The sequence below is a fragment of the Streptomyces sp. NPDC107498 genome (genome assembly GCF_055582805.1).
In genome coordinates, this window is the sequence record NZ_JBVJPE010000002.1 from 52797 (window position 1) to 78092 (window position 25296).

General features: G+C 73.8%; 19 protein-coding genes and 1 pseudogene. 9 read left to right on the forward strand and 11 right to left on the reverse strand.

Annotated features, from left to right (window positions below):
- Positions 1–443: 443 nt before the first annotated feature.
- Positions 444–3749 (forward strand): S8 family peptidase, encoded by a 3306-nt coding sequence (locus ACZ66Z_RS03490; protein ID WP_469932318.1) that lies wholly within the window; start codon positions 444–446, stop codon positions 3747–3749.
- Positions 3750–3765: 16 nt separating this feature from the next.
- Here the strand turns inward: ACZ66Z_RS03490 and ACZ66Z_RS03495 are convergent, their stop codons facing one another.
- Both ACZ66Z_RS03495 and ACZ66Z_RS03500 read right to left on the reverse strand, forming a co-directional pair.
- The gene (locus ACZ66Z_RS03495; protein WP_469932319.1) at positions 3766–4764 is read right to left on the reverse strand and encodes a nucleoside hydrolase; all 999 of its coding nucleotides are present in this window, start codon (positions 4762–4764) and stop codon (positions 3766–3768) included.
- Between the two features lie 4 nt (positions 4765–4768).
- Positions 4769–4990, reverse strand: coding sequence for a hypothetical protein (locus ACZ66Z_RS03500; protein WP_469932320.1), 222 nt, complete (start codon positions 4988–4990; stop codon positions 4769–4771).
- 355 nt (positions 4991–5345) lie between these two features.
- Here ACZ66Z_RS03500 and ACZ66Z_RS03505 point away from each other — a divergent pair, with 355 nt between their 5' ends.
- From ACZ66Z_RS03505 to ACZ66Z_RS03520, 4 genes are all read left to right on the forward strand, one after another.
- Entirely contained in the window at positions 5346–6809 is a 1464-nt protein-coding gene (locus ACZ66Z_RS03505; RefSeq protein ID WP_469932321.1) for a xanthine dehydrogenase small subunit, read from the forward strand.
- On the forward strand, positions 6806–9181 hold the full coding sequence (xdhB, locus tag ACZ66Z_RS03510) for a xanthine dehydrogenase molybdopterin binding subunit (protein WP_469932322.1): 2376 nt from the start codon (positions 6806–6808) through the stop codon (positions 9179–9181). Before ACZ66Z_RS03505 ends, xdhB begins: the two co-directional genes overlap by 4 nt.
- Before the next feature lies 1 nt (position 9182).
- A complete protein-coding gene (gene xdhC, locus ACZ66Z_RS03515) occupies positions 9183–9992 on the forward strand; it encodes a xanthine dehydrogenase accessory protein XdhC (RefSeq protein WP_469932323.1) in 810 nt (269 codons plus the stop codon).
- 410 nt (positions 9993–10402) lie between these two features.
- Positions 10403–11227, forward strand: coding sequence for a DUF1684 domain-containing protein (locus ACZ66Z_RS03520; protein ID WP_469932324.1), 825 nt, complete (start codon positions 10403–10405; stop codon positions 11225–11227).
- On the opposite strand, the gene ACZ66Z_RS03525 is transcribed toward ACZ66Z_RS03520, so the two are convergent.
- Positions 11224–12597: a uracil-xanthine permease family protein gene (locus ACZ66Z_RS03525; protein ID WP_469932325.1), complete on the reverse strand. Its 1374-nt coding sequence runs from the start codon at positions 12595–12597 to the stop codon at positions 11224–11226. The two genes, ACZ66Z_RS03520 and ACZ66Z_RS03525, sit on opposite strands and share 4 nt — an antisense overlap.
- A complete protein-coding gene (locus ACZ66Z_RS03530) occupies positions 12594–13718 on the reverse strand; it encodes an arylsulfotransferase family protein (RefSeq protein WP_469932326.1) in 1125 nt (374 codons plus the stop codon). Before ACZ66Z_RS03530 ends, ACZ66Z_RS03525 begins: the two co-directional genes overlap by 4 nt.
- Positions 13719–13907: 189 nt before the next feature.
- Between ACZ66Z_RS03530 and ACZ66Z_RS03535 the strand changes: the two genes are divergently transcribed.
- Positions 13908–14462 (forward strand): helix-turn-helix domain-containing protein, encoded by a 555-nt coding sequence (locus ACZ66Z_RS03535; RefSeq protein ID WP_093872432.1) that lies wholly within the window; start codon positions 13908–13910, stop codon positions 14460–14462.
- A gap of 49 nt (positions 14463–14511) precedes the next feature.
- On the opposite strand, the gene ACZ66Z_RS03540 is transcribed toward ACZ66Z_RS03535, so the two are convergent.
- Together ACZ66Z_RS03540 and ACZ66Z_RS03545 are read right to left on the reverse strand one after the other, a co-directional pair.
- The gene (locus ACZ66Z_RS03540; RefSeq protein WP_469932327.1) at positions 14512–15795 is read right to left on the reverse strand and encodes a serine hydrolase domain-containing protein; all 1284 of its coding nucleotides are present in this window, start codon (positions 15793–15795) and stop codon (positions 14512–14514) included.
- A 200-nt stretch (positions 15796–15995) separates the two neighbouring features.
- Positions 15996–17447: an MFS transporter gene (locus tag ACZ66Z_RS03545; protein ID WP_469932328.1), complete on the reverse strand. Its 1452-nt coding sequence runs from the start codon at positions 17445–17447 to the stop codon at positions 15996–15998.
- 92 nt (positions 17448–17539) lie between these two features.
- On the opposite strand from ACZ66Z_RS03545, the gene ACZ66Z_RS03550 reads away from it, so the two are divergent.
- From ACZ66Z_RS03550 to ACZ66Z_RS03560, 3 genes and pseudogenes are all read left to right on the forward strand, one after another.
- Positions 17540–18478 carry a LysR family transcriptional regulator gene (locus ACZ66Z_RS03550; protein ID WP_469932329.1) on the forward strand — a complete coding sequence of 313 codons (939 nt, stop codon included), beginning with the start codon at positions 17540–17542 and terminating at the stop codon, positions 18476–18478.
- Positions 18479–18610: 132 nt separating this feature from the next.
- Positions 18611–19662 (forward strand): annotated as a pseudogene (locus ACZ66Z_RS03555) (PucR family transcriptional regulator).
- Positions 19663–19847: 185 nt separating this feature from the next.
- On the forward strand, positions 19848–20879 hold the full coding sequence (locus ACZ66Z_RS03560) for a terpene synthase family protein (RefSeq protein WP_469932330.1): 1032 nt from the start codon (positions 19848–19850) through the stop codon (positions 20877–20879).
- A 27-nt stretch (positions 20880–20906) separates the two neighbouring features.
- Here the strand turns inward: ACZ66Z_RS03560 and ACZ66Z_RS03565 are convergent, their stop codons facing one another.
- From ACZ66Z_RS03565 to ACZ66Z_RS03585, 5 genes are read right to left on the reverse strand one after another with little or no spacing between them, the layout of a single operon-like run.
- The gene (locus ACZ66Z_RS03565; RefSeq protein WP_469932331.1) at positions 20907–22352 is read right to left on the reverse strand and encodes a cytochrome P450; all 1446 of its coding nucleotides are present in this window, start codon (positions 22350–22352) and stop codon (positions 20907–20909) included.
- On the reverse strand, positions 22349–22972 hold the full coding sequence (locus ACZ66Z_RS03570) for a GTP-binding protein (protein WP_469932332.1): 624 nt from the start codon (positions 22970–22972) through the stop codon (positions 22349–22351). Before ACZ66Z_RS03570 ends, ACZ66Z_RS03565 begins: the two co-directional genes overlap by 4 nt.
- Positions 22953–23309, reverse strand: a complete 357-nt coding sequence (locus ACZ66Z_RS03575; protein ID WP_469932333.1) for a DUF742 domain-containing protein — start codon at positions 23307–23309, stop codon at positions 22953–22955. The genes ACZ66Z_RS03570 and ACZ66Z_RS03575 overlap by 20 nt, the downstream gene beginning before the upstream one ends.
- A complete protein-coding gene (locus ACZ66Z_RS03580; RefSeq protein WP_229860368.1) occupies positions 23306–23713 on the reverse strand; it encodes a roadblock/LC7 domain-containing protein in 408 nt (135 codons plus the stop codon). Before ACZ66Z_RS03580 ends, ACZ66Z_RS03575 begins: the two co-directional genes overlap by 4 nt.
- A gap of 1 nt (position 23714) precedes the next feature.
- Positions 23715–25202, reverse strand: coding sequence for a sensor histidine kinase (locus ACZ66Z_RS03585; RefSeq protein ID WP_469932334.1), 1488 nt, complete (start codon positions 25200–25202; stop codon positions 23715–23717).
- Between the last annotated feature and the right edge of the window lie 94 nt (positions 25203–25296).

The following is a 25296-nucleotide window of genomic DNA, read 5'->3' on the forward strand; positions in this document are numbered from 1 at the left end:
GACCGCCCCCGTCGTCCCCGGACGGAGAGCCGTTCCCGACGGGTACGGATGCGGCCAAGGGGAGGGACCCGCTCCGAGGGCTCGGGGCGCGGGCACCGAAAAGGCCGTGGGGCCTGCGTCCGCGCGGGGCCGGTGCGGGTCGCCGTCGCGGAAGGATCGTCCCGCCGTCACGCCGTCGTCACACCGTCATCGTCGTCCCATCGCACTCCCGGACTTCGGAATGGCTTGAATCCATACGGCTCGACCCCCCTTCCCCGAACCGCCGTTGATCACGTCTGCCCCGCCTCACATACTGCGCTGACCGGCAGCGGACGCCCCGCGTTCCTGGCCGGATTCGACCATCGACCTCATCCCGAGCTCCTGGGGGAGACTTGCGCGCACACGTGCAGAGAGCACGCGCCTTCACCGTCGCGGCGGCCACATCGGTGGCCCTCGTGGCAGGCATGACAGGCCCCGCGACGGCGATCGCCGCGACCGCGACGGCCACACCGGACGGCACCCCACGCGTCGACGGCACGCAGCGGATCCCGCTCGTCACCGGCGACCGCGTGGTGGTGAACGCCGCGGGCAGGATGGTGGGCTTCGAAGCCGCCAAGGGCCGTGAGCACATACCCGTACAGGTGGAGCGCACCGGGGACCACACCCTCGTGGTGCCCGCCGACGCGCGGCGCCTGATCGCCACGGGCCGCCTCGACCAGCGGCTCTTCGACCTCGACGTGCTCACCGACCCCCGGCTGCGCGAGAGCCACGGCGCCGGGCTCAAGTTGATCGTGCGGTACGCGGGGAGCGCCGGCGCCGCACGCGCCGAGGTGCGCGCGGCCGGCGACACCCGGGTGGGGCGCACGTTCCCGACGATCAACGCCGACGCCGTCCGCACGTCCCCCGAGGACGTGGCCCGGGTGTGGGAGGCGCTGACCGACCGTCAGTCCTCCGGCGCGCGCGTCGCCGCCTCCGGCGTCACCACGGTGTGGCTGGACGGGGTGCGCGGCGCGAGCCTGGACCGCAGCGTCCGGCAGATCGGCGCGGACAAGGCCTGGGAGTCCGGGTTCGACGGCACGGGGGTGAAGATCGCCGTCCTCGACACCGGCGTCGACAAGACCCACGAGGACCTCGGCACGCAGGTCGTCGGCGAGAGGAACTTCTCCGCCTCCGCCGACGCCGTGGACCGCGTCGGGCACGGCACGCACGTCGCCTCGATCGCCGTCGGCACCGGCGCCAGGTCGGGCGGCCGGTACAAGGGCGTCGCCCCCGGCGCCAAGGTGATCAGCGGCAAGGTCCTCGACGACGAGGGGCACGGGGACGACTCCGCCGTCATCGCGGGCATGGAGTGGGCCGCCGCCGAGGGCGCGGACGTGGTCAACCTCAGCCTCGGCGGGCCCGACAGCCCCGGCGTCGACCCGCTGGAGGCGACGGTCGACCGGCTGTCCGCCGAGAAGGGCATCCTGTTCGCGATCGCCGCGGGCAACGAGGGCGAGTCCGGTGCGTCGTCCGTGGGTTCGCCGGGCACCGCGGACGCGGCGCTGACCGTCGGCGCCGTCGACAAGGACGACCGGCTCGCGCCCTTCTCCAGCACCGGCCCGCGCGTCGGTGACGGCGCCGTCAAGCCGGACGTGACCGCGCCCGGCGTCGCCATCACGGCGGCGGCCGCAGCCGGCAGCGCCATCGACACCCGTCCCGGCACCCCGCACCCGGCGCCGGGGTACCTCCAGATCGACGGCACCTCCATGGCCACCCCGCACGTCGCCGGCGCGGCCGCGATCCTGAAGCAGCGGCACCCGGACTGGAAGTCCGCCGAGCTCAAGGGCGCACTGTCCGGTTCCGCCGAGGGCGGCGCCTACACGCCCTTCCAGCAGGGCACGGGCCGGATCCGGGTCGACAGGGCGCTCGCCCAGAGCGTCGTCGCCGAGCCGGTGTCGCTGAACTTCGGCACCGCGCTCTGGCCGCACGCCGACGACGAGCCCGTCACCAGGAAGGTCGTCTACCGCAACCTCGGGACCGCCGACGTCACCCTCGACCTGTCGGTGTCCGCCCTGGACCCGTCGGGCAGGCCGGCCCCGGCCGGGTTCTTCACGCTCGGCGCCTCGAAGGTGACGGTGCCCGCCGGCGGCAGGGCCGAGGTCGACCTCGTCGCCGACACCAGGCTCGGCGACGCCGACGGCGGCTACTCGGGCTACGTCACCGCCACCGGCGGGGGCCAGTCCGTCCGCACGGCCGCGGTGGCCGTGCGGGAGGCCGAGTCGTACGACCTGACGGTCCGCACCCTCGGGCGCGACGGGGCCGACGCCTCGTACTTCACCAACACCCTGACGGGTGTCGGCGGGCCGGCCGCGGGCTTCCAGGTCCGCGTCGACAACGAGCCGGGCGCCCACACGATCCGGGTGCCCAAGGGCGCGTACACGCTCAACACGGCCGTCTACCGGGACCCGTCGGACTACACCGCGGGCACCGACTGGATCTCCCAGCCCAGGCTGGACGTCTCCGCCGACACCACGGTCACCGTCGACGCGCGCACCACCAGGCCGGTGGACCTCACCGTGCCCGGCATCACCACGGCGGACTACGCGGGGACGTACTACGAGCTCGCCACCGCCGACGTCGGGCGCATCGGCAACGGCTGGGTCCTGAGGGGCTTCACCGGCTTCCGCACCGCCCACGCGGGCCCGGCCGTCACCGACGGTTCCCTCCTGCAGACCTGGGACGCGCACTTCCTCAAGGACGCCACCAGCCAGTACTCGGTGGCCTTCGGCGGCAGGGCGAGCACGGTCGCGACCGGCTACACCAAGCACGTGAAGGCGAGCGAGCTGGCCACCCTCAAGGTCGGTCTCGGCGCCTCCGCCCCCGGGAAGACCGCGCTCGTCTCCCCGTACGCCCATCTGCCGGGCGCACCGGAGGGCAACGGCTTCTCCGCGCCGCAGGCCGCTCCGGGCATCCGCACCTTCCACGTCTCCACCGCCGACGGCGCCACCTGGCTCACCCGGTTCAACCAGCTGGGCGAGCCCGACGAGTGGGGCTACCCGGCCCTGGAGGCCGGCTACGAGATGGTCCGGCCGAAGCGCTACGAGGCCGGCCGGACGTACCGGGAGGACTTCAACACCGGCGTCTTCGGCCCGCTGCTCGGCGAGGGCACGGGCGTCTTCCGCACCGCTCCCGACCCGGCCACGGGCGAGGAGCGGCTCGTCGGCTCCGTGCCGCTGTTCGCCGACGGCAAGGGGCACCCGGGAGCGGGCTCGTACACCTCGGCCAGGACGACGCTGTACCGCGACGGCGTCGAGGTCGCCGAGAACGACGACCCGTTGAGCGGCTCGCAGCCCTTCACGGTCGACGCCGCCGACGCCGAGTACCGGCTGACGACCTCCGTGGAACGCCCGGCGAAGGCCGCCCCGGCCTCCTCCCGGATCGAGACCGGCTTCACGTTCCGTTCGAAGCGGGTCACGGCCACCACGGCGCTGCCGGTGTCCACGGTCCGCTTCGCGGCCCCCGTCGACCTCGCCTCGCGCCTCCCGGAGCGCACGACGGTCCTGGTCCCCGTGACCGTGCAGGGCGCGGCCGCCGGGACGAACCTCAGGTCGCTGGCCGTGTCCGTGAGCTACGACGACGGGAAGACCTGGCAGTCCGTGAAGGTCGTCGGCGGAGCGGTCTCCGTGAAGAGCCCGGCGAAGGGCAGCGGTGTCGCGCTCTCCGCCGTGGTCACGGACAAGCAGGGCAACACGTCGACGCTGACCGTCCACGACGCGTGGTTCGGAAAGTGACGACGGGCGGGTAGCCTCACGCGGCGTCACCACCCCGGGTGGTGACGCCGCTCGGCCGTCGGGGCCGGGCGGCGGACCCGCCGAGCACGCGCACGGCCTCCACGATCAGGTCCCAGAACGCGTCCGTGTCGACCTCCATGCCGACCTCGGTGTCGGCGGGCCGGCCCGTCACCCCGTGCAGGTCGACCACCGTCGCGCCCCGGGTGTGCGTGCCGTTCAGCTCGACCGTCACCGCCGCCCGGACCAGGCTGACCAGCGACGGGTCGACGAGGTGGGCGACGGTGAGCGGGTCGTGCAGCGGGGGCGCGTCGAAGCCGTACACCTCGCGGTACGTGGACGCGAAGTAGGTGAGCAGGTCGACGCAGAGCCCGCTCAGCGGGGTGCCGAGCGCGGCGATCCGGGCGACGACCTCGGCGGTGGCCCGCACCTGGTGGGTCGCGTTGAGGCCGAACATCGTCACCGGCAGACCGCTGCGGAAGACGATGTCGGCGGCTTCCGGATCGCACAGGATGTTGAACTCGGCCGCGGGCGTGGTGTTGCCGCGCCCCGTCGAGCCGCCCATGAGCACGATCCGCTCGACGCGCGCGGCGAGTTCGGGATGGGCGAGCAGGAGGACCGCGATGTTGGTGAGCGGCCCGGTCGGTACGAGCGTCACCGGCGCCGGGTGGGCGAGCAGGGTGTCCCGCATGAGGGTGAGGGCGTCGCGCGGGTCCTGGGGCACCTCCGGTTCGCCCTCGCCGAAGCCGGGCCCGTCCAGGCCGGAGTCGCCGTGGATGTTCCCGGCGATCCGGGGCGGTCCGTGCAGCGGACGGTCGCGTCCCGCCGCGACCGGCACGCCCCGGATCCCCGCCACGGAACAGACCCGGCGGGCGTTGAGCGTGGTCTTCTCCAGCGTCTGGTTGCCCGCGACGGTGGTGATCGCGAGCAGGTCGATCGCGGGGTGCGCGGCGGCCAGCAGGATGTTGAAGGCGTCGTCGTGACCGGGATCGCAGTCGAGAATCACGGGAACCGGCATGCCCTCACCGTCCCACACGCGACCCGGGAGACGAAGGACCCCGGCCCGTCTCGACGCGGAAACCGGACCGGCCGGTGAGCCTGCGCACCGAGGTCGCCTCGACACCGCTGCGGACCGGGGCTCCGATCTTCCCGGCGTACGCGCCGAAGCGGTCGGCGACCTGCTCCTTCGGCGCGAAGGCGCCGGGGGCGACGTCGGCGGGCTCCGGGCCGGCCCCGACGACCACTTCGGTCTCTTCATGTCTTGACCGTTGTGATCGCCGGGCATTAATTTGCGCTCAGCACCGACCCATGAGGACCGAGAGGAGGCGACCCGCGGATGAACACCAGCTCCGACCTGAGTCGCCTCGCCCACATCACGGTCTGGGTTCCGGGTCGCATCGCCCACGGCTGCTGACGACGCCGTTCCCCCGTGCCCGCCCGCGGCACGCTTCGACCTTCCCCTCACCCTTCTCCGGCACGCCGCCGTCGCGTGCCGTCGTGCGCCCGTACCCGTGACGTGGCGCGTCCGAGCACAGAAAGCTGCCCGACATTGGCGAACATGAGGAATCGACCCATCGCGCACCGGAACGAGGGCCCGTCATGGTAGCGGCGCACATCACCGTCAACGGAGAAGAAGCACCGATCGCACCGGCCCCGGCCCACACCACGGTGCTGGACTTCCTGCGCGAGCGGGGTCTCACCGGCACCAAGGAGGGGTGCGCCGAGGGGGAGTGCGGCGCCTGTTCGATCCTGGTGGCCCGTCCCGGGGTGGACAGGCCCACCGACTGGGTGGCGGTCAACGCCTGCCTGGTCCCGGTCGCGGCGCTCGACGGCCAGGAGGTCGTCACCTCCGAAGGCCTCGCCACCGCCGGCGCACCCGGCACGCCGCCCGCCCTGCACCCCGTGCAGGAGGAGATGGCGGTCCGCGGCGGCTCCCAGTGCGGCTACTGCACGCCGGGGTTCGTCTGCAGCATGGCGGCCGAGTACTACCGTCCCGACCGCTGCGCCCACGCGGACGCGGACGGCGGATCCGACGCCGAGCACGGCCCCAACGGCTTCGACCTGCACGCGCTGAGCGGGAACCTGTGCCGGTGTACGGGCTACCGCCCGATCCGCGACGCCGCGTTCGCCGTCGGCACGCCCACCGACGAGGATCCGCTGGCAAGGCGGCGCGAACAGGCCCCGCCCGCACCGGTCGCCACCGCGTACGTCCAGGACGACAGCGCCTTCCTGCGCAAGGGCACCCTGGCCGAGACGCTGCGACTGCTCCGCGAGCGGCCCGACGCGGTGGTGGTGGCCGGCTCCACCGACTGGGGCGTGGAGGTCAACATCCGCGCCCGGCGGGCCGGTTGCGTGGTCGCCGTCGACCGGCTCCCCGAGCTGCGGGAGCTGCGCGTCGGCCCCGACTCCGTCGAGATCGGCGCGGCGCTGACCCTCACCGAGATCGAGCGCCGCCTCGACGGCGAAGTCCCGCTGCTCGCCGAGCTGTTCCCCCAGTTCGCCTCCCGTCTCATCCGCAACGGAGCGACCCTCGGCGGCAATCTGGGCACCGGCTCTCCCATCGGCGACAGTCCGCCGGCGCTGCTCGCCCTCGAGGCGTCGGTGGTCCTCGCCGACGCCGACGGCGAGCGCGAGGTCCCCCTCTCCGCGTACTTCACCGGCTACCGGCAGAGCGTGCGCCGACCCGGCGAGCTGATCCGCTCGGTGCGGATCCCGCTGCCGCTGTCACCGGTCACGGCCTTCCACAAGATCGCCAAGCGGCGCTTCGACGACATCTCCAGCGTGGCGGTCGCCTTCGCGCTCGACGTCGAGGGCGGAATCGTCCGCAAGGCGCGGATCGGCCTGGGCGGCGTCGCCGCCACCCCGATCCGCGCCCTCGCCACCGAGGCGGCCCTGGAGGGCAGGCCGTGGACGGCGGAGACCGTCGAGGCCGTGGCGCCGGTGCTCCGGGACGAGGGCACGCCGATGGACGACCACCGGGCCAGCGCCGCCTACCGCTCCGCGATGCTCGGCCGGAGCCTGCTGAAGCTGTACACGCGAACCACCGAGGCGGTGCCGTCATGAGCCAGTTGTCCGAACGCCCCGAGAAGTCCGTCGTCGGCCTCCCGTTGCCGCACGAGAGCGCGGTCCAGCACGTCACCGGCACCGCGCTGTACACCGACGACCTGATCCACCGCACCAAGGACGTGCTGCACGCCTACCCGGTCCAGGTCATGAGGGCCCACGGCCGGATCACCGCGCTGCGCACCGAGCCGGCGCTCGCCGTGCCCGGCGTGGTCCGGGTGCTCACCGGTGCCGACGTGCCCGGCGTCAACGACGCCGGGATGAAGCACGACGAGCCGCTCTTCCCCGACGTGGTCATGTTCCACGGGCACGCGGTCGCCTGGGTGCTCGGCGAGACGCTGGAGGCGGCCCGGCTCGGCGCGGCGGTCGTCGAGGTGGAACTCGACGAACTGCCCTCCCTGATCACGCTGCGGGAGGCGATCGCGGCCGGCAGCTTCCACGGCGCGCGGCCCGTGATGGTGACGGGCGACGTCGACGCCGGCTTCGCCGACTCCGCGCACGTGTTCAGCGGCGAGCTGCACTTCTCCGACCAGGAGCACTTCTACCTGGAGACGCACGCGGCCCTGGCCCACGTCGACGAGGCCGAGCAGGTGTTCGTGCAGAGCAGCACCCAGCACCCCTCGGAGACCCAGGAGATCGTCGCCCACGTGCTCGGCCTGCACAGTCACGAGGTGACCGTGCAGTGCCTGCGGATGGGCGGCGGCTTCGGCGGCAAGGAGATGCAGCCGCACGGCTTCGCGGCCGTCGCCGCGCTCGGCGCCAGGCTGACCGGCCGGCCGGTCCGGGTGCGGCTCGACCGGACCCAGGACCTGACCATGTCCGGCAAGCGGCACGGGTTCCACGCCCAGTGGCGGATCGGCTTCGACGCCGACGGCCGCATCCAGGCCCTGGAGGCCACCCTCACGGCGGACGGCGGCTGGAGCCTGGACCTGTCCGAGCCGGTGGTGGCCCGCGCGCTGTGCCACATCGACAACACGTACTGGATCCCCCACGCCCGCGTCACCGGCCGCATCGCCAGGACCAACAAGGTCTCCAACACCGCCTTCCGCGGCTTCGGCGGCCCCCAGGGCATGCTGGTGATCGAGGACATCATGGGCCGGTGCGCGCCGCTGCTCGGCCTGGACCCGGCGGAGCTGCGGGAGCGCAACTTCTACGGGCGGGGGCAGACCACGCCGTACGGGCAGCCGGTCGTCCAGCCGGAGCGGATCTCCGCCGTCTGGGAGCAGGTCAAGGAGAACGGCGGGGTCGCCGCCCGCCGACGCGAGATCGCCGCCTTCAACGCCGCGCACCCGCACACCAAGCGGGCCCTCGCGCTCACCGGTCTGAAGTTCGGCATCTCCTTCAACCTCACCGCCTTCAACCAGGGCGGCGCGCTGGTGCTGATCTACAAGGACGGATCCGTCCTGATCAACCACGGCGGCACCGAGATGGGCCAGGGGCTGCACACCAAGATGCTCCAGGTGGCCGCGACCACCCTGGGCATCCCGCTGCACAAGGTGCGCCTCGCCCCGACGCGCACCGACAAGGTGCCCAACACCTCCGCCACCGCCGCCAGCGCGGGGACGGACCTCAACGGCGCGGCGGTGAAGGACGCCTGCGAGCAGCTGCGCGAGCGGCTGCGGCAGGTGGCGGCGACCCGACTCGGGTCGAGCGCCTCGGACGTGCGGATCGTCGAGGGGGTCGCGCGCGCCCTGGGCGGCGACGGGGAGCTGGCCTGGGACGACCTGGTGCGCACCGCGTACCTCCAGCGGGTGCAGCTGTCGGCGGCCGGTTTCTACCGGACCGAGGGGCTGCACTGGGACGCGAAGACGTTCCACGGCTCGCCGTTCAAGTACTTCGCCCACGGCGCCGCCGCGGCCGAGGTGGAGGTGGACGGGTTCACCGGCGCGTACCGCCTCCGCAGGGTGGACATCGTGCACGACGTCGGCGACAGCCTGTCCCCGATGATCGACATCGGTCAGGTCGAGGGCGGTTTCGTGCAGGGCGCGGGGTGGCTGACCCTGGAGGACCTGCGCTGGGACGCCGGTGACGGCCCGAACCGGGGCAGGCTGCTGACGCAGGCGGCGAGCACGTACAAGCTGCCGAGCTTCTCGGAGATGCCCGAGGAGTTCCACGTCACGCTCCTGGAGAACGCCGGTGAGGAGGGCGCGGTCTACGGCTCCAAGGCGGTGGGCGAGCCTCCGCTGATGCTGGCCTTCTCGGTACGGGAGGCGCTGCGGCAGGCCGCCGCCGCGTTCGGGCCGGACGGGACCAGCGTCGAGCTGGCCTCGCCGGCGACGCCGGAGGCGGTGTACTGGGCGGTCGAGGCGGCGCGCCGGGCCGGTGCCTCCCCCGTCCGCGCCGATGCCGTGGAAGCGCTGAGCGGTGCCTGACATGACGTGGTTCGCCGCGGTCGCGCGGTTGCGGGAACGCCGGGAGTCCGGCGTGCTCGTGACCGTCGCGACCGTGCGCGGCCATGCCCCGCGCGACGCCGGCGCGAAGCTCGTGGTCGGCCGGACCGAGACCTGGGGCTCGATCGGCGGCGGCAACGTGGAGGCCGTCGCGATCGACCGGGCCCGGGAGATGATCGCCGCGTCCGGGGCGGAGCCGGAGCTGCTCGATTTCGCCCTGAACGACAAGGTGACCAACCGGCACGGCGTGCAGTGCTGCGGCGGGACGGTGTCGGTGCTGCTCGAACCGCTGCCGGTGGCGAGGGCGGTGGCGATCTTCGGCGTCGGGCACGTCGGTCTGGAACTGGCGCGCATCCTGGCCCGTCAGGACCTCGACCTGCATCTGGTCGACAGCCGTGCCGACACCCTCGCCGAGGAGCGGCTCGGCGTCCTCGCGGACGCGGTGGCGCGGGTGCGCGTGCACCACACGCCGCTGCTGCCCGAGGAGGTCCTCGAAGAGCTGCCGCTCGGCACGCACGTCCTGATCATGACCCATGACCACGCCGAGGACGCCGCGCTGTGCGACGCCGCCCTGCGCACGGGTCATCTCGGCTCCGTCGGGCTGATCGGGTCGGCGGCCAAGTGGAGGCGGTTCCGCAAGCGCCTCGCCACCGAGGGCGGTCACGACGAGGCCGCCGTCGACCGCATCAAGACCCCGATCGGGCTTGCCGACATCACCGGCAAGGAGCCCGCGACGATCGCCGTGAGCGTCGCTGCGGATCTGCTGCGCACCTTCGAGAACGAGGGCGGCTGACTCCCCCGCCGCGTCGACCGGGTGCCCCGCGCGCGTGCGGGGCACCCGGGGGCCGGGGCCGAGGGGGAGGTGCGCGGCCGGCTCGACGGCGGGTGCGGGCGGCCATCACTGGCGCCACGCACCGGAGTTGTGTTCTCCTGAACCCATGAGCCTTCTCGTGACGCGCCGACACGTGGACTACGTGCGCGTCACGACCATGGCGTGTTTCCGCTGACACCGAGGCCTCGACCCGGCGTCCGGACACCGACGCGCTCGCCCCGACGGCTCCTGGGCGCCTCCTGACGGCCTCGTTCCGCCCCGCGGTCCGTTTCCTCCGCCTTCCCCCGCCATCCGCCTCCGCGCCCGGCGGCCCCTGGCGGCGGACCCGTGACCGCGCCCACCGTCCCGTCCCTCACCGCAGGAGGAGAAGCATGAGCGTCCGTGACACGTCCGTACCCGATCCGAAGGTCTTCGCCGAGGAGTGGGAGGCCTGGCACCGGGACAAGGACGCCCGGCTCGCCGCGGAGCACGGCTTCCTCGCGATCACCGGCCTCTACTGGCTCTCCGACGAGCCCCAGGCGTTCCCCGGCGTGCCCGGGAGCTGGTCGACGGGGCCCGAAGGCGTCGTCGTGGAACTCGACGAGGGCACGGAACTCGTCGTCGACGGCACGGTGGTCCGGGGCCGGCACCTCTTCGGCGTCGTCCCGGAGCGCGGCGGCGTCGACGCCGTCTGGGGCGACACCGTGATCGAGGTCGCCAAGCGCGGGGGCCACGACGTGGTCCGCCCGCGTCACCCCGCCCACCCGCTGCGGGTCGCCTTCGCCGGCACGCCCGCGTACGAGCCCGATCCGCGCTGGGTGGTCACGGGCCGGTACGAGCCCTTCGACGAGCCGCGCCCGACCACGGTCGGCGCCTCCGTCGAAGGGCTCCGGCACGTGTACGACGCCCCCGGCCGGGTCGTCTTCCGGCTGGACGGAAAGGAGTTGAGCCTGACCGCCTTCAACGGGCACGCGCCGGGCAGCCTCACCGTGCTGTTCACCGACGAGACCTCGGGCGTCACCACGTACGCGGCCAACCGGGACCTCGAGGTGGCGGCCCCGGGGCCCGACGGCACGGTCGTGCTCGACTTCAACCGGGCGACCAACCTGCCCTGCGCCTACACCGACTTCGCGACCTGCCCGCTGCCGCCGGCCGAGAACCGGCTGCCCGTCGCGGTCGAGGCCGGGGAGAGGATCCCCCACGAGCGCCTCTCCTAGGAAGTGCCGTCCGGTTCGTGCCGGGCTCGCGGGATCCCCGGCGGGGAGGGGGTGCCGCTGCCCCGGCCGAACCGGCCGAGCAGCGCGGTGAGGAGGACCGCCGTCAGGGTGCCGGCGACGACGCCGCTGCCGAGGATCGTGCGGGCCCAGCCGGGGAACCCCGCGTACAGGTCGGGGCTGAGCAGCGGCAGCAGTCCGGCGGCGAGCGCGAGCGCGGCCGTCAGCGAGCCCGTCCCCGTGCCGGACAGGTCGGCCCGGCGGAGCATCTCGACGCCCATGACGGTGATCACCGCGTAGACGACGAGGGCGGAGCCGCCCACGACGGCCTCGGGCATGCCCGCGAGGGCACGGGAGACGGGTGCGGCCAGGCCGAGGGCGATCAGGAGCCCTCCGGCGCCCGCGGTCACGAAGCGGCTGCGGACCCCGGTGAGCCGGCCGATGCCGATGTTCTCGGCGCTGGTGACCATGAGGGAGGTGCCGAAGAGCGCGCCGGCCAGGGACACTAGGGCGTCGGCGCGGGCGACCCGGGGGACGTCGCGCTCGGGGGCGGGGCTCCGGCCGACGGTCTCGCTGTTGAGGACGGTCTGCCCGGTGATCTCGGCGAGCGTGGTGAGGCTGAAGACGAGCAGCGGGAGCGCGGCGACCAGGTCGAACCTCGGTGTGCCGAAGGGCAGGAACACGGGCGGCGCGAAGCCGCCGCCGGCCGCGGGGGCGAAGGAGCCGAGGCCCGTCCCCACCCCGAGGACGGTTCCCGCCGCCATGCCGATGAGGACGGACGTCTGCCGCCAGACGCCGCGCAGGAACACGTACGCGGCGACGGTGGCCGCCACGGTGAGGGCGGCGAGGAGCACCGCGCGCGGCTCCCCCGTGCCGTCCGGGCCGGTGACGAGCCGGGCGGCGACCCGGATCATCGCGACCCCGATGAGCAGCACGGTCACGCCCATGACCAGCGGCGGGAAGAACCGTACGACACGGGCGTACAGGGGAAGCGCGGCGAGCAGCAGGGCGGCCGCGAGGAGGACGGCGCCGCTGGCGGTCGCCGGCCCGTGCTCCTGGGCGATCTGGAGGAACAGCGCGGTCGCGGCGCCGCCGGGCAGCATGACGAACGGCAGGCGGCCGCCGATCCGCCAGACGCCGAGGGACTGGAGCAGGGCGCCCGCGCCGCACAGCAGCAGGACGGTGCTGAGCAGCGAGGCCGTCGCACCGGGCGCCATCCTCAGGGTGCCGGCGACGAGGAAGACGGTGGAGACCGGGGCGGCGATCATCGCCAGGACGTGCTGGGCCGCCAGCGGTGCGAGGCGCCGCCACGGGACGCGCGCGTCGACGGCTTCCACCGGAGGGGCGGGGGCCGGGCCGGTCGTGGTCGTCATGCCGTCGTCTCCAGCCACGGGATCTCGGCCGGGGTGTAGCGGTAGGCGCGGAAGACGGCGTTCGGCTGCGACGGGAAGAGGCCGCGGACCTCGCTCTCGGCGTAGCCGGCGAAGTGCGGGACGACGTACTCCCAGCACAGGTAGCCGTCCTTCGTCACCTCGAACAGGCGGCCCGACGGGGAGTCGGTGACGAGGGTGTTGCCGTTCGGCAGGCGCTGTGCGGAGCCCATGAAGGGCGCGAAGAAGAACTCGCGGGCGGGGTCGTGGTACTCCCACGCGATGTCTCCGGACGTCCGGTCGATCTCGATGACGCGGGAGTGGGGGACGTCGTGTCCGGGCCGGAAGACGCCGTTGTCGAAGACGAGGAACCGGCCGTCGTCGAGTTCGGTGGGCGCGTGCTGCTGGCTGACGGTGCCGGGGCGGCTTCGCCAGAGGACCTCGCCGGTGTCGCGGCTGATGACGACGACGGCCGAGACGCTGCGCAGGCTGGCCAGGACGTTGCCGTCGCGCAGGGGCGTGACGCTGTTGATCAGCGGCCAGTGCTCACGGGCGTAGGCCTCGTGCAGCGGGTAGGCGTCGCGGTCGAGGTGGTCGGCGGCGCGCCAGGACCACAGGAGTTCGCCGTCCGGGCCGACCTCCTTGATGGTGTCGGCCCAGACCGCGCCGCCCTCGGCCTCGGAGCCGGGCACTCCGCCCCGCACCGCCGCGGCGTCGGCCCCGGTGAGGGGTTCGAGGGCGGTGTAGAGGATGCGGCCGTCGTCGAGGTGGTGGGCGTCGTGGTGCTGGAGGGGGTCGCGGTGCTCCCGCAGCACGGTGCCGTCGGGGGCCGCGTGGAGCATGACGCCGCCCCGGTACTTGTGCCACATCGGGAAGAGCGCCCGCTCCCCCGGGAGCACGCCGTTGTAGGCGAGGGTCCCGTCGGCGAGGAGCCGGGCGTGACGGCCGGGGCGGTGGGGAAGGTCCCAGCGGTGGACGGTGCGGCCCCGGAGGTCGACGAGGTACACCTCGCCGGTGCCGGTGAGCGGTGCGTAGAGGGTGTGGCCCTCGGAGGCGGCCGTCTCGTCGAGGGCGATGAGGCCGGTGGGACGTCGGCGGCGTGAGTTCTGGTCGATCGCGGGCATGTCGGAGCTCCTCGCTTCAAACTTTCTTTGATGAGAACAACCGACTTTGACGTTAGGCGCGTGGTGTGACGGGCGTGTGTCGGGAGTACGAAACCGTCTCCGGACTCCGGCCGGGCTGCGCGTAAGGTGCGGTCATGCGCCGTGGAACAGGGCGGACGGCGCGGTGGGCGGGAGAGGACGGGACCATCGATGGAGACCGCGAACACACCGCGGGTGGGCGCCGCCGTGCGCCGCCGGCGACGGGCGCTCGACCTGACGCTCGCCGAGGTGGCGCGGAGCAGCGGGCTCTCCTCGCCGTTCCTCAGCCAGATCGAGAACGACCGGGCGCGCCCCAGCATGCGGTCGCTGCAGCGGATCGCCGACGCCCTGGGGACCACGGCGGTGCAGCTGCTCGCGGCCTCGGACGAGACCCGTACGGTCGACGTGGTGCGCGCGGACGACGACAGCGGCCTCGACCGGGAGGCGCGCGTCCGGCCGGTGGTGCGCGGCCGCCATCAGCTGCACGCGCTGGAGTTCGTCGGCGCGCACGAGGCGGACCGCGAGTTCCGGCACCGGAACGACGAGCTGCTGTACGTGGCGGACGGTTCGGTGGAGGTCGAGGCCGACGGCCGCGTCCACCGGCTGGGCCGCGGGGACACGCTGCTCCTGTCCGGCGGCGTCCGGCACCGCTGGCGCACCACCGAACCGGGTTCGCGGGTGCTGGCCGTCGCGGTCGGCGACCACGTGGAGGTGCTGGAGACCTGATCACGTGGACGGCGCCGCCGGTGGAACGCTCCCCGCGGCCGGCCGGGCCCTACGGCGTGTGCCCCCCGTGTCCCGGGCCCCGGTCGCCGAGCAGGGCGCAGACGAACCGCTCCTCGGTCGCGCGCAGTCGGGACAGCAGGGCCGGGTCCAGCGTGACCTGGCTGGTGACGGAGACCGTCACCGTGCGCCGACCGTCCCTCGTGGCGGCGGCGAACTGCGTGTAGCCGGGGGTGTTGCCGGTGTGGCCGAGGACCGTGCCGCAGCGGGTGGTGTACCGGAAGAGGGCCAGGCCCGCCGCGTTGGCGCCGGGGCCGGCCGGTTCGGAGGCGCCGCCGGGGAGGAAGTCCTGCTGGGCGCGGCGGGTGGCGGGGGACAGCAGCTCCGGTCCGACGTAGCCGCCGATGAACCCGCTCAGGTCAGCCGGGGTGGAGACGATGCCGCCCGACGCCCAGGCGCCGGAGGCGCTGACCGCCTCGCTCACGTCCTCGGGCGGCTCGCCCGGGGCGGTGAAGTAGCCGTGCAGGAAGGGGCGGGGAAGCCGGTAGCCCTGCGGGAGGCCGGTCTCCCTCAGGTCGAGCGGGCGGTACACGAGCTCCCGCAGCAGCGACTCGTACGGACGGCCGGTGGCCTGCTCGGCCATCAGGGCGACCGCGATGTTGTCCGAGTTGGAGTAGGCGTAGCGGCTGCCGGGCGGGAAGCCCAGCGGCTGGTCGGCCACGAAGTCGAGGAGACGGCGGGAGTCGAAGTGGTGGCGGGGGTCGGCGCGGACGATGTCCTGGAACGCCCTGCTCCTGCTGAAGTCCGGAAGTCCACTGGTGTGCCCGAGCAGTTGACGGAGCGTCACCGCGTGCCAGGCCGCGGGCAGCCGGGGCAGGCGTTCGCCGATCGTGTCGTCCAGGCCCAGGGCCCGCCGGTCCACGAGGCTCAGTGCGACCGCGCCGCTGAAGGCCTTGGCCACGCTGGCGATGCGCATGTGGTCGTCGGGCCGGGGCGGGCGCCGGGTGCCCACCTCGGCCGTGCCGGCCCGGTAGACCTGCCGTACGCCGTCCCGGGTCAGGACCGCGATCGCCCCGGGCGGGCCGCCGGGCGCCGCCACCAGGTCGGCGAGGGCCCGCTGGAGCGCCGGGTCGCCGTGGCCGTGCGGCGCCGGGCCCGGCGGAGCCGTCGGGGCGGCCGTGACCGGTGCGGTCGCGGCGCCGCTCAGGACCGCGGCCGCCATCACCGCCCCGACGGCCGCCGCGCCGAATCCGCGCCTCGGGCGGGGTCCGGTGCGGGCACGGGCGGAGCTCGTGGAATTCCGGCCGTCGTACGCGGCGGGGACACGTCGGGGCATGCGCTACCTCCTCGGTTGTGGGACCGGGAGGGGCGGACGGCGGCCGCGGCCCGGCTCCGGTCGGGCGACGACCGGCCCGTCCGGGCCCCGGCCGGCCGCCGGACCGCCCCGTCCCGGGATCAGCCCACCGTCTCGCGGACCCGGTCTCCCCGCGCGCCGCCTGCGCCGTCCGGCCCACACGCGCGCCCGGGCGGGCGCCCTCAACGGGGCGGCGCGGTCCCGGCACCGGATCGCCGCCCGGCCGTGGTCCGGTGTCCGAGGACGACCAGGACCGTGGCCACCAGGACGACCGTGCCCGCCGTGCGCAGCGCGGGACCCATCGCGTCGGCGAAGGACGTCGTGCCGGCGTCGGCGTGGTGCGCGGCGAGCACGGTGCCGGTGACGGCCACGCCGAGGGCGGCGCCGATCTCCCGGGCAGAGGTGCCCAGGCCGGCGCCGAGGCCGGCCTGGTGGGCGGGGAGGGAGGAGACGACGCCGACGGTCAGGGCCGGCATGCACAGGCCCGTTCCCGCCGAGATCACCAGGAGCCAGCAGGCGTACAGCGCGTACGGCGTGGCCGCGTCGGCGGTGGAGGTCCCGAGGAGTCCGGCACCGATCAGGGAGAGGCCGGTGGCGACGGTGGGGAGCGGGCCCGAGGCGGCCTGCCAGCGGGTCGCGACCTCGGGGAAGAGCACCATGCCGATCGTGAGCGGGACGATGGCGAGCCCGGTGACGGCGGGTCCGTACCCCTTCACGTACTGCAGGTACGGGGAGTTGGCGTAGAACAGCGAGAAGAGGCCGAAGAAGCCGGTGGCCGTGCCCAGGGTGGCGGCGCGCAGCCGCCGGGAGCGGAAGACCCGCGGGTCGAACAGCGCGGCCCGCGAGCGGAGCGCGTACCAGGTGAACAGGCCGGTCAGCGCCGCGCCCACCGCGAAGAGGACGAGGATGCGGGGCGAGGTCCAGCCGTGTGCCGGGCCTTCGATGATGCCCGCGAGGAGGGCGACCAGGGCCGCGACGAGCAGCAGGGTGCCGCGCGGGTCGGGGCGTCCGTGCGGGGAGCGGCCGGTGCGCGGCACGGTGACCGCGACGGCCCAGGCGAGGAGCGCGGCCGACGGGACCACCAGCCAGAACAGGGCGCGCCAGGACAGGAACTGGCCCACCGCTCCCCCGCCGACGTTGCCCGCGAGGCCGCCCAGGCCGGCGGCGAGGGTCCAGGAGGCCAGGGCCCGGGCCCTGCCTTCCGGTCCGGCGAGCCGCACGAGGATCGACATGGTCGCGGGCATGACGCAGGCGGCCCCGGCGCCGGACACCCCCCGGCCGGCGATCAGCAGCGCGGGCGACGCGGCCAGGGCGCTGAGCGCCGCACCGGCGGCGAACAGCGCGAGACCGACGAGCAGCACGCCCTTGCGGCCCCGGCGGTCGCCCAGGGCTCCGGCGGGGACGAGCAGTCCGGCGAAGACGATGACGTACGCGTCCACCGTCCACAGCAGTTCGGTGGAGGACAGGCGGAGCGAGGAGGCGGCCAGTTGGGGGACGAGGAGGTTGAGGGCGGCGACCATGCCCTGTGCCACCAGGACACAGGCGCACAGGACGAGCAGGGTCGACCGTCGGAGCGGGTTCGGCGCGGTGTCGGCCGGGACGGCGGGGGGCGGTGAGAGGGCAGCGGAAGACATGACTCCTCCGGGGAGCGTCGTGGTGAGGGGGTGTGCGCCCACCGTAGGCTCGGCCCGTGGATTACTTCCAGTGCATCTTTTGCAAGAGGTGAGTGCGTGTGACGCAATCCGTGGACGCCACCGGTCTCGACCTGAACCTCCTCCTCGCCCTCGACGTCCTCCTGGAGGAACGGAGCGTGCGGGGAGCGGCCCGGCGGCTGCACCTGTCCGAGCCGGCCACCAGCCGCACCCTGGGCCGGATCCGCAAGGCGCTCGGCGACCCGATCCTGGTGCGCGCCGGGCGCGCGATGGTGCCGACGCCGTACGCGCTGTCCGTACGGGCGGAGGTCGGCGCGGTCGTGGAGCGGGCCAGGGCGCTGTTCGCCGCCTCGGGCCCCACCGACCTCCGCGCCGTCACGCGCACGTTCACGGTGCTCGGCCAGGACTCCCATCCCGCCCTGCTCGGTCCCGGCCTGCTCGCGCGTGCCGCCCGCGAGGCCCCGCGGGTCAGGCTGCGGTTCCTGAACGAGAGCCACGTCGACGCGCCGACGCTGCGGGAGGGGATCGCCGACCTGGAGATCGGCGTCATCGACACCGTCCATCCCGAGGTGCGCACCGAGCACGTCGTCGACGACCGCATGCTCGCGGTCGTCCGGGCGGGGCATCCGCTCCTCCAGGGGCGCCTGACGCGGCGGAGGTTCGCGACGGACGCGGACCATCTGGTCGTCTCCCGCCGAGGACGGCTGCACGGCCCCGTCGACACCGCGCTGGCCGAACACGGCCTGCGGCGGCGGGTCGTCGCGAGTGTCGGCACCTACCCGGCGTCGCTGTTCGTCCTCCGCGACACCGACCTCGTCGGCCTGATCGACGCGCGGAGCCGCTCGTTGGCCGCGGCCCTCGGCCTGGTCGCCTTCGACGTCCCCCTCGACCTGCCGCCCCTGCCGGTCGGCCTCGCCTGGCACCCGCGCCACGACGCCGACCCGGCGCACGCCTGGTTGCGCGGCTGCGTACGGGACCTGCTGCTCGACCGGCCCGACGGACCGCCGAGGTGACCCGTGGCTCCGTCATGACGTCGTTGCCGTCCCACTCCCTCCGTCGGTCGACGCCGGTGGCGAACCCCGCAGAACGTCGTGTCACCCTTGATCGCGGAGCGTCGGGGACGCGTCGGGAGAGGGGGAGGGACCGTGGCGGAGAGGGAGCCGGCCGAGGAGTACCTGGAGGGGTACGCCGGGATACTGGCGGGGGTGTGCGCGACCCGTCGCAGGCTCACCCGGGAGGAGCGCGAGGCCCTGGGCGCGCTCGGGGAGCGGGCCGCGGAGGCCGGCGTCGGGCTGCGGTCCCTCGTCCGGGCCCACCTCTCCGCCGCCCAGCGGGTGCGCCCCGGCCTGTCGCAGGCCGCCGCCGACCACCTCCTGAGCGCCGTCGAGCAGGCCGTGGACGCCTTCGCCGAGGGCCACGAGCGGGCCCGGTACCTGGCGGCGCGTCAGGAGGAAGCGGCGCGGAGGGAGTTCATCGACGACCTGCTGCACGGCCGGAGCGGTCTGGGGCGCCTGGCGGAGCGGGCCGAGCGCTTCGGGCTGCTCCTCTCGCACGCCCACGCCGTCGCCGTCGCCCAGGGCCCGGAGCCGTACGGCGACGGCGACGGGGTCACCCGTACCGTCGAGTCCTCGCTCGTCGCCCGCTTCGGCAACCGCCGCATCCTGCTGACCACCAAGGAGGGGCGGCTGATCTGCGTCGCCCCGGCCGACGAGCCCGAGGTGCTCACCCATTTCGCCAAGCAGGCGTACGCGGCGGCCGGGCGGCGATCGGCCGTGCGCATCCGGGCCCGGGCGGCGTCGTCCACTCCTACGAGGAGGCCCTGAACGCCCTCGCCCTCGCGACCCGCATGAACCTCACCGACCCGGTCCTGTACGCCGCCGACCTCCTCGTCTATCCCGTGCTCACCCGCGACCGGCAGGCCATGGCCGAACTCGTGGGCACCGTGCTCGGCCCGCTCCGCCAGGCCCGGGGCGGCGTCAAGCCACTCCTGGACACGCTCACGGCGTACTTCGACACCGGCTGCGTCACCGCCCAGGCGGCCCGCAGCCTCAATCTCAGCGTGCGGGCCATGACGTACCGCCTCGACCGCATCCACCGCCTGACCGGCGCGGACCCCGACGACCCCGTCCAGCGCTACACCCTCCAGACGGCCGTCATCGGCGCCCGGCTCCTGGACTGGCCCGACCAGCCGCTGTGACGTGTCCGGCGCCGGTCGTGGAAGGTCCGTTCTGTTTCACGGGTGAACCCGAACTGATCCCCGATCTCGATTAGTTGAACGGTTTCCGGTCGTCTCTGATGGGCAGGTTTGCAGAGCCGCGGACCGGGCATGGCCCGGCCCCGCGGCACAGCGATGCGGACCGGAGTGAGAAGGAGGTCGGTCCCATGACCGTGCGTGCCGTCGAACTGCCGCAGTTGTGGATGCCCTACGCGCTGCGGGTGAATCCGTATCTGCCGGCCCTGCACGAGGAGAGCGAGTCCTGGGCGCGCGGCATGGGGATGCTGGACGGCGGCCAGTGGCCCCCGGCGGACACCGCGATCTGGACGCGGTCGAAGTTCCACGCCATGACCGTCGACCAGCTGACCGCCTGGACCCTTCCCGACGCCCCGTTCGAGGCCTTGCGGCTCAACCACCGGTTCAACATCTGGGCCCTCGCCTGGGACGACCACTTCGCCTCCGCCTTCAAGCAGACCGGCGACCTCCCCGGGGCCCGGGCCTTCACCGCCCGGCTGCACGCCTTCCTGCGGCCCGAGCACGGCGCCCGGCTGCCCGAGCCGACGAACGCCGTCGAGCGGGGGATCGCCGATCTGCAGCAGCAGCTCTTCCCGCCGCGGCTGGCGCACTGGCGGGCGGAGTTCAACCGGGCCCTGGCACGGTACGTCGACGCGGGGGTCGAGGAGCTGGCCAACAGCCGCAGCGGCCGCATCCCCCACCTGATCGACTACGCCCCGTTCCGCCGGGAGAGCTTCGCCGCCTACACCGCCCCCTATTCCGTCGAACTGGCCACCGGCGCACGCATACCGGAACAGATACGGCACACCCGCACCGTCCGTGCCCTGCTCGACGCCTTCATGGACTTCATGGGGCTGGCGAACGACATCGCCTCCTACGAGAGGGAGGTGCACGAGGAGAACGACGTCAACAACCTGGTCCTGGTCGTCGGGACGTCCCTGGGCATCGCCCTCCACGAGGCCGTGCCCGCGGCGCTGAACCTGGTGAACGCCCGGCTGCGGGACTTCGAGCACCTCCGACGCAGCGAACTGCCGTCGCTCGTACGGCACTTCGCTCTCGACCGCGACGAGCGGGCCGAGCTGGAGACCTGGCTCGAAGGAGCCTGCGGCTTCCTCTCCGGGCTCCACGCCTGGTACACCGGAGCGCCCCGCTACGCCTCCGGGGACGTCCCGTTCCCGGGGTGAGCGCAGCGGGGTCGCCCCGGCACGGGCCTACCGCCCGCGCAGCAGGCGCCTGACGCGCGTCAGCCAGGAGGCGCGGGACTCGGGCCGCCGTGCCGTCCCGGGTACGGACACCGGCCGCGGGGACGGCACGGGCCTGCCGTTGCTCTGGGGCGGCGGGGCCGGCAGCGGGTCCGGGAGGTCGTCGGACCGGGGCGGGCGCGCGGCGAAGGTCACGGGCAGGGCGGTGAGGTGCCGGGCCCAGGTGGAGGAGCGCCAGCTGAGGCTCTCCTCGGGGACGGACAGCGCGATGTCGGGCAGCCGGGTGAGCAGGATGTCGATGCCCGCGTCGGCGATGATGCGGCCGATGTCCTGGCCCGGGCATTCGTGCGTGCCCGCGCTGAAGGACAGGTGCGCGCGGTTGTGGTGCACGGGGCTCGCGGAGTCCGGGCGGATCGCCTGGTCGACGTTGCCCGCGGCCAGACCGAGCAGGAGCATGTCCCCCGCCTTGATCTGCTGCCCTCCGAGGGTGGTGTCGCCGTTGGCCCAGCGGCCCGGGCACACCATGAGCGGCGGCTCGTCCCAGAGGACCTGCTCCACCGCCTCCGGCAGCGTCATCTGGCCGCCCGCCAGCGAACCGCGGAACCGGGGGTCGGTGACGACCATGCGCATGACGTTCGACATGAGGTTCGCGGTCGTCTCGTAGCCGGCGAGCAGGATGAGCCGCAGGTGGTGCTGGACCTCCTCGTCGTTGAGCCCGGCGGGGTGGGCGAGGAGGGCGGAGGCGATGTCGTGCCCCGGCCGGGTGCGCTTCTCGGCGACGAGCTGTTCGAGGCACTCGAGCACGTAGGCGTTGCTGGCGAGCGAGGTCTCGGTGGCCTTGAAGAGGTCACGGGCGGCGTGCACGAGCCTGGGAGCGGACTCGTCGGACATGCCGAGCAGATGGCTGAGCGTGAGCATGGGCACGGCCTCGGTGAACTGCTCCACCAGCTCCGCCTCGCCGTCCTCGCAGAAGGTGTCGATCACCTGGTGGGCGAAGCGGGTGATGTGGCGCCGGACTCCCCGGTGGTCGAACTGGTTGAGGGCGGCCGTGACCGCGCCGCGCAGCCGTTGGTGCTCCTCGCCGTCCGCGCAGACGCAGTCGGGGCGCCAGCCGATCATCGGGATGAGCGGGGAGGTGGCGGGGTCGATCTCCCCGCTGCGCCAGCCGTGCCAGACGCGGGGGTCGCGGGAGAACTGGGTCGGGCGGCTGGCCACGTCGCGGTTCTCCAGGTACCCCAGGACGAGCCAGGCGCGTACGTCTCCGTCGAGCAGGACGGGCGCCACCGGGCCGTGGGCGGCGCGCAGCCGCTCGTACAGGCCCATGGGGTCCGTCTCCGCGACGGGGCCGTAGAGCCGGGTGGCTCCGCCGGGGCCGTCGGCGACGTGGGCCGGGCAGCCGGGGGGCGGGACGGCCCCCGGCTGCGCGGCGGCGTGTTCGGTGGGCGGGACGGTCATGCGGTCTCCTGGGCGGCGGCGAGGGTGCACAGGTAGCCCATCAGCGAGAGCAGGGCGTCGCGGCAGGACGCCCGGTCCCGTGCGTCACAGGTGACGAGGGGCACGGTTTCGCTGAGGGCCAGAGCGGTGCGGAGGTCGGCTAGGGGGTACTTCGGGGCTTCCGGGAAGGCGTTGACGGCCACCACGAACGGGACCCGGCGGTCCTCGAGCCGGGTGATGACCTCGAAGGAGACCTCGATCCTGCGGGTGTCGACAAGGACCACCGCGCCGAGCGCGCCTTCGAAGATGCCGTTCCACAGGAACCAGAAGCGCTCCTGTCCGGGAGTGCCGAACAGGTAGAGGATCAGCTCCTCGTTGATGCTGATCCGTCCGAAGTCCATGGCGACGGTCGTCGTCTTCTTGTCCTTGGCGCCGGGGTTGTCGTCGATCCCGACGCCCGCCTGCGTCATGGTCTCCTCGGTGGTCAGGGGCGGGATCTCGCTCACCGCCCCGACCATGGTGGTCTTGCCGACGCCGAAGCCGCCGACGATCACGACCTTGACGCCCCGGGCGCCGTGCGGCAGCAGCAGGTCGGTGTCACGTCGGCCGGCATCGAGTACGTCAGAGTCTGCGTAGTCCATGGATCACCGCCTCCAGTAGGTCGCGTTCGGGGTAGGCCGCCACGGGGACGGGCGCGATGGCCTCGACCCGCTCCTCCTCCACGAGCGCGGAGAGCAGCACGGTGACGACGCTGAAGGGGAGGCTGAGGTGTGCGGAGACCTCGGCCACCGAGAGCGGGTACGAGCACAGGGAGAGGATGGCCGCGTGCTCGGGCTGCATGGCGGGATCGGGTTCGGACCTCGTCGCGATGAGGGTGACCAGGTTGAAGGCCTTGGCCGCGGAGTCCTGACCGCCGGTGATGACGTAGAGCGGGACGGGTGTGCCTTCGTTCCAGGGGCCCTGGTTCTCCGACGTCACATCGCCTGCCCGACGTCCTCACGGGGCGGGCTGGTCATGTGCTGGCCGATCCGGATCACCAGCGTCCGCATGCGGTCGCCGAGGAGCCCGGCGTCCACCTCCTGGTCGGCGAGGACCGCGAGATAGGCGCCGGGGCCGGCGGCCATCAGGGAGAAGTAGCCGCCGTCGGCCTCGATGCCGACCATTCGCGTCGATCCGTCCCCCTGCGGGAACATCTGCGAGATGGCCCGCGCCAGGCTCTGGATGCCGGAGCAGGCGGCGGCGATCGCGTCGGCGGTGTCGGGGGCCGTGTTCGCCTGCCCGATGCACAGGCCGTCCGACGACAGGACGACCACGTGTCGCACGTACGGGACGCTGCTCACGAGCTCCGTGAGCATCCAGTCCATGTTCGGCAGTGGCTGCATGTTACTCGTCCTCATCTGACGGATCGCTGGGGGAAGGAGAAGGCTCGGCGACCGCTCTCTTGTCGCCTCGCTTGTCGCCGTTGAACGCCTCCCACATCAGCCCCGGCTGGCGGGTGCTGCCGGAGGCGCTCCGGGAGGCCGCCGGATCGGCGGGCGCCGGCCCCGTCTGGACGACCGGGGTGGGGACGGGCGACTCGCGGCGTCGCTGCGGGAGCACGGGAGACTCCCGTCGCCGCTGCGGGAGTCCGTTGGCGGTCTTCCTGACCTCGGCGGAGCCCGCGCCGGCGTCGGGTGCCGGCGTCGGCCGGGGCAGGACGGGGCCGCCGGCCGTACGCCTCCGGACGTGGTCCGGGAACCGCAGGGCGGACTGCGGCACCGTGGTGATCAGGTTGCGGGGGACGAGCACCACGGCCCGTACGCCTCCGTAGGCGGAGGTGCGCAGGTCGACCTCGCAGCCGTGCTCGCGGGCCAGCCGGCTGACGACCGGGAGGCCGAGCTGGGTGAGCTCGCCCAGGCCCGACAGGTTGACGCCGGTCTGCGACTGCGCCATGACGCGCTCGACGCGCTGCCGGACCTCCTCGGTGAGTCCGACGCCGCGGTCCTCGATCTCGATCGCGATGCCGGAGGGCACCTCGCTCGCGGTCACCTCCACCGGGGTGTGCGGCGGCGAGAACGTCGTGGCGTTGTCGAGGAGCTCGGCGAGCAGGTGGATCAGCGGCTCGGCGCCGGGGCCGACCACCGCCACCTCCGTCACCGACTGCAGCTTCACCCGGGGGTAGTCCACGATGCGCGACATGGCTCCGCGCAGGACGTCGTAGAGCGGAATCGCCTTGGACCACTGACGGCCGGGACGGGCGTCGCCGAGGACCGCGATGCTGGCCGCGAGGCGGCCGATCAGGGCGTTCCGGTGGTCGACGTTCTGCAGGCCGCGGGAGACCACGAGGTCATTGCCGTGCAGGATCTGCATGGCGTGGAGGTCCTTGGCGAGCTGGTGCACGATCGCCTGGACCCGGCGCGCGACCGCCACCAGGGCCCGCTGGGAGGCGTCCCGGGTGTGCTCCTCGGCCTCCACGGCCTCCAGGAACGTCCGCAGGGCCCCCTTGAGCGCCTCGGTGTAGTCGGGGTCGAGGTGCTTCCCGAAGGTGACGGCCCCGAGGATCTCGGAGGAGGGGGCGCCCCTCTGCAGCCGGGCGACGGTCGCGGGCAGGAGTTCTTCGGCGAGCCAGACGACGGTGGCCCGCTGGTCGGCCAGGCGTCCGAGCAGCTCGGCCTCGCGCTGGGCGTGCCGCTCCGCCGCCTCGGCGCGGGCCCGTGCGTGGCGGGCCGCTTCCGCCGCGCGGGTTCGGCGCGCGGCGGCGGCGGAGGTGAGGAGCGTCAGGAGGACCGCGGCGAGTCCGCACCAGGCGACCGGTGTCCGTATCCGCGCGGGGCAGAGCAGCAGCGCTGTGGCGGAGGCCGCGGCCAGAACTCCGGAGGGGAGGAGCCACACCCCGGCGATGGCGGTCGACCGGGGTCTGGAAAGTGAACCTGCACGAACCATCAGGGGGTCCCTCAACAGTCTGGAACGAACGGACCGAGGTGGT